The organism is Arhodomonas aquaeolei DSM 8974 (assembly GCF_000374645.1).
Taxonomy (GTDB): Bacteria; Pseudomonadota; Gammaproteobacteria; order Nitrococcales; family Nitrococcaceae; genus Arhodomonas; species Arhodomonas aquaeolei.
The window spans coordinates 153,624-161,256 of sequence record NZ_KB894806.1; the positions used below are offsets into that span (position 1 = coordinate 153,624).

Genomic DNA, 7,633 nt, shown 5'->3' on the forward strand with positions numbered 1-7,633 from the left:
AAGCGCTGGCTGCGGGAGCTCACGCAACTGGAGGACTATGGCGCCCAACGAGGCGGGTCGAAGGTTGCGCCTCAGCGCCACCGAATAGCAGTGCCGGGGTCCATCGGGCATCGAGATTACCAGTTGCCCATCGATCCAAGACCCCGTGCCCGGAACGGGCTCGAGCGATAGTGCCGTGGCCGTTGAGAGGCGACGGGCAACTGAGTCCAGGAGATCGTATTCGTGAGGTGACCGGGTCATGTGTTCATGTTTTTGCATTGTTCATGTTTCGTGAACATAGCTATTTAATGAACGAAAGGCAACCCGCAACCCGTCTCGTGTCGTGGCCACTCCCCCCCTGACCGCACACAATCCCGAAGGGACCCGGCTACCGGCAGTTCGGGTTTCCGACCGGGTCGCGGTGGAGTACCCCATCGGCCACCGGCGCCGCCGTGACGAGGGCATCCCGGTGCTGAAGGACAAGTTCGAGCGGTCGCTCGCCACCCGCTTCGCCCCGAAACAGGCCGGGCGCATCCTTGATGCCTGCGGCGAGCGCGAGCGCCTGGAGGCGATGCCGGTGCACGAGTTCGTCGACCTCTGGGCGCTGTGACCGCCGTGTTTCCCCGGAGGCTGTCGCCGGCCCGGCGGCGGCCCCATCGCTCCTCCGCCGGCCAAAAGTCGTCGCGTCCATGCTGTTTATTGACTGGCCCGTCACGCCTGTCGTTAGGGTGGGAACGTACGGATCTGCACGCTATTGGCGATGGATAAGCATCACGCACGCTGGTTAAATGTCGACACTACGGGTGTCAGGACCGCGGTGAAGAGATGACCGAACCCGTTGCGGGCGCGGCCAAGGCACCGACCGGTGTCGCCGGGCTGGACGAGATGACCGGAGGCGGTCTGCCATACGGGCGCGTGACCCTTGTCGAAGGTGGACCGGGTGCCGGCAAGACGGTGCTTGCGCTCCAGACGCTGGTCAACGGCGCACGGGAGCACGGCGAGCCGGCGATCTTCGTCGCCTTCGAGGAGACCGGCCGGCGCATTGCCGCCAATGCCGCGACCTTCGGCTGGGACCTCGACGGCCTCCAGGACGACGGCCTGTTCTTTCTCGACGCCCAGCCGGATCCCGGCATGGCACCAGCAGGGGACGTGGACCTGGGCGGCATGCTCGCCGCGCTGGACGCGAAGGTGGCGGAGATGGGCGCGCGGCGTGTCGTCTTCGACGCCCTCGATGTCGTGCTCGCGTTCATGGACGGGGCCGCCGCGCGCCGTGAGACCTGCCGGCTGCACAACTGGCTGCTCGAGCGCGGGCTCACCTGCATCATCACCGCCAAGGCACCGGGGTATGCCGGCGTTCCGGGCATGGACGGGCTGGGCTTCATGCAGTTCATGGTCGACTGCAGCATCGAGCTCAGCCATGACACCGTGCAGGGTATCTCCCAGCGCGGTCTGCGCGTGGTGAAGTTCCGTGGCTCGCGCTTCGAGGAGAATCAGGTCCCGCTGGTGATCGGTGATAGCGGCATGGAGGTGGCCTACGTGCCGCGGCCCGAGGGGGCGAACGGCCCGGTCTCCAACGAGCGGCTCTCCACCGGTATCCCGCGGCTGGACAGCATGCTCAGCGGCGGCTATCTCCGGCAGGCCGGCGTGCTCATCACCGGCGCCCCGGGCACGGCCAAGACGACCCTGTGCGGCGCGTTCGCCGAGGCCGCCTGCCGTAACGGCGAGCGCACCGTGTGGGCGAGCATCGACTCGCCGCCGGACGAGCTGATGCGCAACCTGTCATCCGTCGGTATCGACCTCGCCTCGCCTGTCTCGGACGGGTCGCTGTCCATCGTACCGGCCCGGGCGATCGCCGGCAGCGCGGAGATCCACTTCGTTGCGATCCGCAATCACGCGGAGGCGCACGGGGCGAGCTGCGTGATCATCGATCCGGTATCGGCACTGGCCAAATCCGGCAACACGGCATTCTCACACAGCGTGATCGAACGCCTGGTGGACTGGGCGAAGGGGGCGGGCGTCACACTGCTGTGCACCAGCCTGCTGGACCGGGAGATTCCGGAGACGGAGAGCACCCCGCTGCAGATCTCGACCCTCGCGGACACCTGGATCCATCTCAGCTACCGTGTCCAGGGCGGTGAGCGCAATCGCGGCCTGTCGGTGGTCAAGTCCCGCGGGACCGCCCATTCCGGCCAGGTCCGGGAGCTCCTGCTCGACGACGGCGGCGTCACGCTGGCGGATGTCTACACCGCCGGGGGCGAGGTCCTGATGGGCACCCTTCGCCGGGAGCAGGAGCAGGCCCGGCGCCTGGAGCGTCAGCGCGCGGCCGACGAACGCGAACGCCAGCGCCTGCGCCTGGAGGCGGAGACCGCGGAGCTCGACGCCCGTATCCGTCACCTGGAGCGCGAGCGCGAGTACAAACAGGCGGAGCAACGCACCGTGACCCGGCAGGACGCCGAGGTCGACCGGGAGCGCGACGCCATGCGCCGGGAACGCGGCCGCTGGCGTCACGCCGACCGGGATGACCACGCCGGGACTGTCGGCGATGACGGCTGACGCCCTCTCACTGCGGCTGTACGTGGCCGGCGATGGCCCCAATTCCCGGGAGGCGATCGCCAATCTGGAGGCCATACGCCGTGACTACCTCGCCGTCCCCTGCGAGGTCGAGATCATCGATGTCTTCGAGACGCCCCAGCGTGCGCTGGAGGAAGGCGTCCTGCTCACGCCCATGCTGGTGGTCGAGCGGGCCGGATCCCGTGAAATGATCGTCGGATCGCTTTCGGAGCCGGGCCGTGTGCTGGCGCGGATCGGTCTCGGCAGAGGTGCCGGGCCATGAGTACCGGAGATCCGGACAGCGGGCAATCGCCGACGGGCGGGTATCTCGAGCTCGTCCAGACCCTTCAGGATACTCACCGGCGGTTGCAGGAGCTTACCGGCGGCGAGGTGGACGCGGTCCTGGGGCCCGCCGGTACACCGCTGCTGCTCACCGATGCCCAGTCCCGGCTGCGGGCCAGCGAGGCCGCCCAGCGCCGGCTCGCGGAGCGCCTGACCGCGACCCTGGAGAGCATCACGGACGCCTTCTTCACCCTGGACCGCGACTTCCGGTTCACCTACGTCAACGGCGAGGCCGAGCGCGTCCTCGGCCGCTCCCGGGACGACCTGCTCGCACGGGTGATCCGGGACATAGAGGGCCTGAACGACGAAACCTTCACCGAGGCGTTCCAGCGGGCCTTCGATTTGCAGGCGGCGGTGTCGTTCGAGGCCCGCTTCCATCCCCCTGGCCTGTGGCTGGACGTTCGGGCCTACCCGGCGCCGGACGGGCTGACCGTCTACCTGCGGGATACCACCGAGCGTCATCGCGAGCGCCGGCGCCTGGAGTTCCTGGAGACCGCCGTGGCCCGGCTGAACGACGTCGTGGTCATCACCGAGGCCGATCCATCGACGGGCCGGGGCTCCCGGATCGTGTTCGTCAACGAGGCCTTCGAGCGGGTGACCGGTTATTCTCCGGAGTCGGTGCTTGGCCGGGTGACGTGGGACCTGCTGGGGCCGCGGATTTCGGACGAGTCGCGTGCGCGCATACGTGCGGCGCTGGAGCGGGGGGAGTCCGCCGGCGAGGAGCTGCTCAGCCATACCCGTAACGGCGAGCCGTACTGGGTGGAGCTGCGTGTTGTCCCGCTGCTGGGCCCCGGGGGCCGGCCGACGCATTTCGTTGCCGTCATGCGCGACGTCAGCGACCGCAAGCGTGCCCAGCTCGCCCGGGAGCGTTCCAACCGGGCACTGCGCCTGCTCAGCCGCTGCAACCGTGCGGTTATTCGTGCTGCTGACGAGCGGCGGCTGCTCGACACGGTGTGCCGCCTTGCCATCGAGATCGGCGGCTATCTGGTGGCGTGGGTGGGTACCGTCGATGATCCCGCCGCGGAAGGGGCTCAGCCCGTCGCCTGGCACGCCGCCGGCGACGGCGGGCTCGACGAGGACGCGATTCATGCCCTGCACGCCGGCGAGCATCCCGTGTCCGGCGCGCTGGGCACGGATCACGTCGTCGCCTGCCTGCCCCTGCGCAGCGGCGGGCGCAATCTGGCCGTGCTGGGGCTGGTGACGACCACGGCACGCCCGCTGGAGGCGGAAGAGCTGCAGCTGCTCGGCGAGCTCGCCGACAATCTCGCCTTCGGGATCGAGTCGCTGCGTACCCGCGAGCGCGAGGACCGCCTGCAGGACGCCGTTTTCCGTATTGCCGCGGCGGTCTCGGCGCGAACGGGCCACGAGTTCTTCGAGCGGCTGGTGCGCACCATGACCGAGGTGCTCGGTGCGGATGCCGGCTACATCGCCCGTTGCCTGCCCGAGGATCCCTCCCGGGTGTACAGCGTCGCCGGCCACTGTGACGGCCGGCCCGCGGAGCCGCTGAGTTACGCCCTCGGCGGCACGCCCTGTGCGGTCAACCTGGAGCAGTCCTACTGCGTCGTGACCGACCGTGTGGCCGAGCGTTTCCCCGAGGACACCCTGCTCGCGGACATGGGGGCGCGGGGCTACGTCGGCGAGCGCCTGGGCAACACCGCGGGCGAGAACCTGGGCGTGCTCTACGTGATCTACCGGCGCCCGGTCCAGGATCCCGAGTTCGTCAGCTCGACGCTGCGCATCTTCGCCGCCGGTGCCGCCGCGGAGCTGGAGCGGCTCGAGGCGGACAGCCGCATCCGCGAGCAGGCGATGCTGCTGGAGCATACCCGCGATGCCATCCTCCTGACGGACGCCCGGGACCGCATCCGCTACTGGAACCGGGGTGCCGAGCAGACCTACGGCTGGTCCGCCTCGGAGGTGATCGGCCGTTCCGCCGCCGAGGTCCTGCGCGTGCCGCCGGACGCCTACGGCGACGCCCGCGGGCGCGTCCGCGAGGAGGGCTACTGGAGCGGCGAGCTGGACCAGCATACCCGCGGTGGGCGGCACATCGTGGTCGAGTCGCACTGGTCGCTGGCCGGCGAGGACAGCGGCGGCAGCGTCCTGCAGATCGGCAGCGACATCACCCAGCGCAAGGCCAGTGAGCGGCGGATCCAGCAGCTCGCGTTCTACGACGAGATCACCGGGCTGCCCAACCGTGCGCTGTTCATGGACCGGCTGACGGTCAGCCTCGCCGGTCTCCGCCGCGGCGGCAGCTCCCTGGCCCTGCTGTTCCTCGACCTCAACCGTTTCAAGGAGATCAACGACCGCCAGGGGCACGCCGCGGGGGATCGCGTGCTCGTGGAGGTGGCGCAGCGTTTCCGCAACACCCTGCGCGCCAACGAGACCCTGGCCCGGCTCGGTGGCGACGAGTTCGTGGTCATCGCCGAGGACGCCGACGAGGCCGCTGCGACCCGTATCGCCGAGCGTCTGGTGGACGCCCTTGGGCAGCCACTGACGGTGGACGGGCGCAGCATCCCCGTGGAAGTGAGCATCGGCATCGCGCTCGCGCCCCGGGACGGGGACACGGCGGACGAGCTGCTCATGCACACCGATATCGCCATGTACCGGGCCAAGCGCGGCAGCATCGAGTACAGCGTCTACGAGCCGCACATGAGCCGCGAGCTCGACGATTTCCTGTCCCTGGCTGAACGCCTGGACCAGGCGCTTAAAAACGACGTCCTCCAGCTCTATTACCAGCCGCAGGTCGCCCTGGACACCGGTGAACTCATCGGTGCCGAGGTGCTGCTGCGCTGGTACGACGAGGACTGGGGCTGGGTGAATCCCGGGCGTGCGGTGAGTACCGCCGAGGAGCGGCGTATGATGGGCCGGCTCGGCGACTGGGTGATGCGCACCGCCTGCGGCCAGCTCGCGCAATGGCGCAGCCGAGGGGTGGCGCTGCCGCCGGAGCTGTCCATCAACGTCTCCGCGCAGCAGCTCGAGCACGCCGGTGTGGCCGAGCAGTTCGCCCGCCATGCCCGCGGGGCCGGGCTGGCGGCGTCGGCCATCCGCCTGGAGCTCACGGAGACCGCGATCGCCAGCGATCCGGACCATGCCGTGGAGATCACGGCGGCCCTGCGCGAGGCGGGATTCACGCTGTGCATCGACGATTTCGGCACCGGCTACTCGTCGCTGGCCTATCTCAAGCGCTTCCCGGTGGACATGCTCAAGATCGACCTGTCCTTCGTCCGCGACATGCTGGTCAGCGAGAGCGATCACGCCATCGTCGCGACCATAATCGCCATGGCGCGCAACCTCGGCCTGACCACCCTCGCCGAGGGCGTGGAGGAGGCGGAGCAGGCCCGCGCGCTCGCGTCACTGGGCTGTGAATTCGCCCAGGGCTACTACTACGGCCGGCCGATGCCGGCGGACGAATTCGCGCGGGCATGGCTGCGCTGAGGTGTCTCCCTTGACGCCCCGTTCCCGGCCCCGCATCTTTTGCCCTTTCGCGTTGCTCTGACGGCGTAGGCATGAACTGGATTGGCAAGATCATCGGAGCCGTTTTCGGCTACATGGCGGGCGGCATTCTCGGTGCGCTGGTGGGGCTGGCGCTCGGGCACTGGTTCGACCGCGGGCTCGCGCGGGCGCGCATGGCCTCGGGCGGCAACGACCCGCGGGCGGTGTTCTTCCGCACCACGTTCACCGTCATGGGCCACATCTGCAAGGCGGACGGTCGCGTCTCCCAGGCGGAGATCGCCGCCGCCGAGCAGGTAATGAACCGTATGCGGCTGTCGCAGACGCAGCGCCGCCAGGCCATCGAGTACTTCAACCAGGGCAAGTCGACGGAGTTCGATCTCGATTCCGCGCTCGCGGAGTTCCGCCAGGCGTGTCGCGGACGCATGAACCTGGTGCGCATCTTCCTGGAGATCCAGATCCAGGCGGCGATGGCGGACGGTGCCCTCGGCGACGCCGAGGCCCGGGTGCTCAAGCGCATCGCCCTGCACTTCGGTATCTCGGAGGCGGACTTCGAGCGGCTGGTGGCCTTCCTCGCCGGCGGCTACCAGCGCAGCCACGCCAGCCAGGCCGGCCGGGATCCGCTGCCCGAGGCCTATCGTGAGCTCGGTGTGAGCGAGGATGCCAGCGACGCCGAGGTCAAGCGCGCCTACCGCAAGCTCATGAGCGAGCACCACCCGGACAAGCTCGTCTCCAAGGGCCTGCCCGAGGAGATGATCGACGTCGCCAAGGAGCGCACCCAGGAGATCCAGGCCGCGTACGATACCATCCGCCGCGCCCGCGGACTGAAGTGACCGCCATCCGGCCCTGATTCCGCCGGTTCCCGGCGTTCCGGGGCCGGCCAGGGGTCTGTCGGTTGCCTTCGAGCGGCCGACCTACAGCGCACGGTGGTGCGTAAGCCAGGGCGTTGTGATCCCGGGTAAATACCGTCCCGCGTATCAAGCGATTTGCGGGTATTGGGTGTCTGGTCCTTGATGACGCTGAAACGGATGGAGACGGGCTTGCGTAAGTAGTGTGCGGAATTATGTGCACAAGCTAGAGCGAGGTGAGCGGCCATGGTATTCGGGTTGGTTGACCGACCACCTGAATCCCCTTGGGAGGGCGAAGCCATGGCCACTCACACTCGAAAGGCTACTGCGAGCGGCGAGGCGCTGGAAGCATTACTTGGCGAGGATCGGGATCTGCTGCGGGCGCTGGTGCACGAGACGGTGCAGCAGGCGCTGGAGGCGCAGATGCAGGAGTGTCTCAAGGCCGCGCCTGGCGAGCGTACCGAGGC

5 protein-coding genes are annotated in these 7,633 nt (G+C 68.8%); all 5 read left to right on the forward strand.

Annotation, left to right across the window (positions count from 1 at the left end; all coding sequences use genetic code 11):
* Positions 1-400 precede the first annotated feature (400 nt).
* The 5 genes from C516_RS0109380 (at position 401) to djlA (ending at position 7,151) form a co-directional block, all read left to right on the forward strand.
* The gene (locus C516_RS0109380) at positions 401-589 is read left to right on the forward strand and encodes a hypothetical protein (RefSeq protein ID WP_018718122.1); all 189 of its coding nucleotides are present in this window, start codon (positions 401-403) and stop codon (positions 587-589) included.
* A 215-nt stretch (positions 590-804) separates the two neighbouring features.
* Positions 805-2,532 carry a circadian clock protein KaiC gene (kaiC, locus tag C516_RS0109385; RefSeq protein WP_018718123.1) on the forward strand — a complete coding sequence of 576 codons (1,728 nt, stop codon included), beginning with the start codon at positions 805-807 and terminating at the stop codon, positions 2,530-2,532.
* Positions 2,522-2,812: a circadian clock KaiB family protein gene (locus C516_RS0109390; RefSeq protein WP_018718124.1), complete on the forward strand. Its 291-nt coding sequence runs from the start codon at positions 2,522-2,524 to the stop codon at positions 2,810-2,812. Before kaiC ends, C516_RS0109390 begins: the two co-directional genes overlap by 11 nt.
* Positions 2,809-6,303 (forward strand): EAL domain-containing protein, encoded by a 3,495-nt coding sequence (locus tag C516_RS19165; RefSeq protein ID WP_084594156.1) that lies wholly within the window; start codon positions 2,809-2,811, stop codon positions 6,301-6,303. Before C516_RS0109390 ends, C516_RS19165 begins: the two co-directional genes overlap by 4 nt.
* A gap of 71 nt (positions 6,304-6,374) precedes the next feature.
* A complete protein-coding gene (gene djlA, locus C516_RS0109400) occupies positions 6,375-7,151 on the forward strand; it encodes a co-chaperone DjlA (protein WP_018718126.1) in 777 nt (258 codons plus the stop codon).
* Positions 7,152-7,633 lie beyond the last annotated feature (482 nt).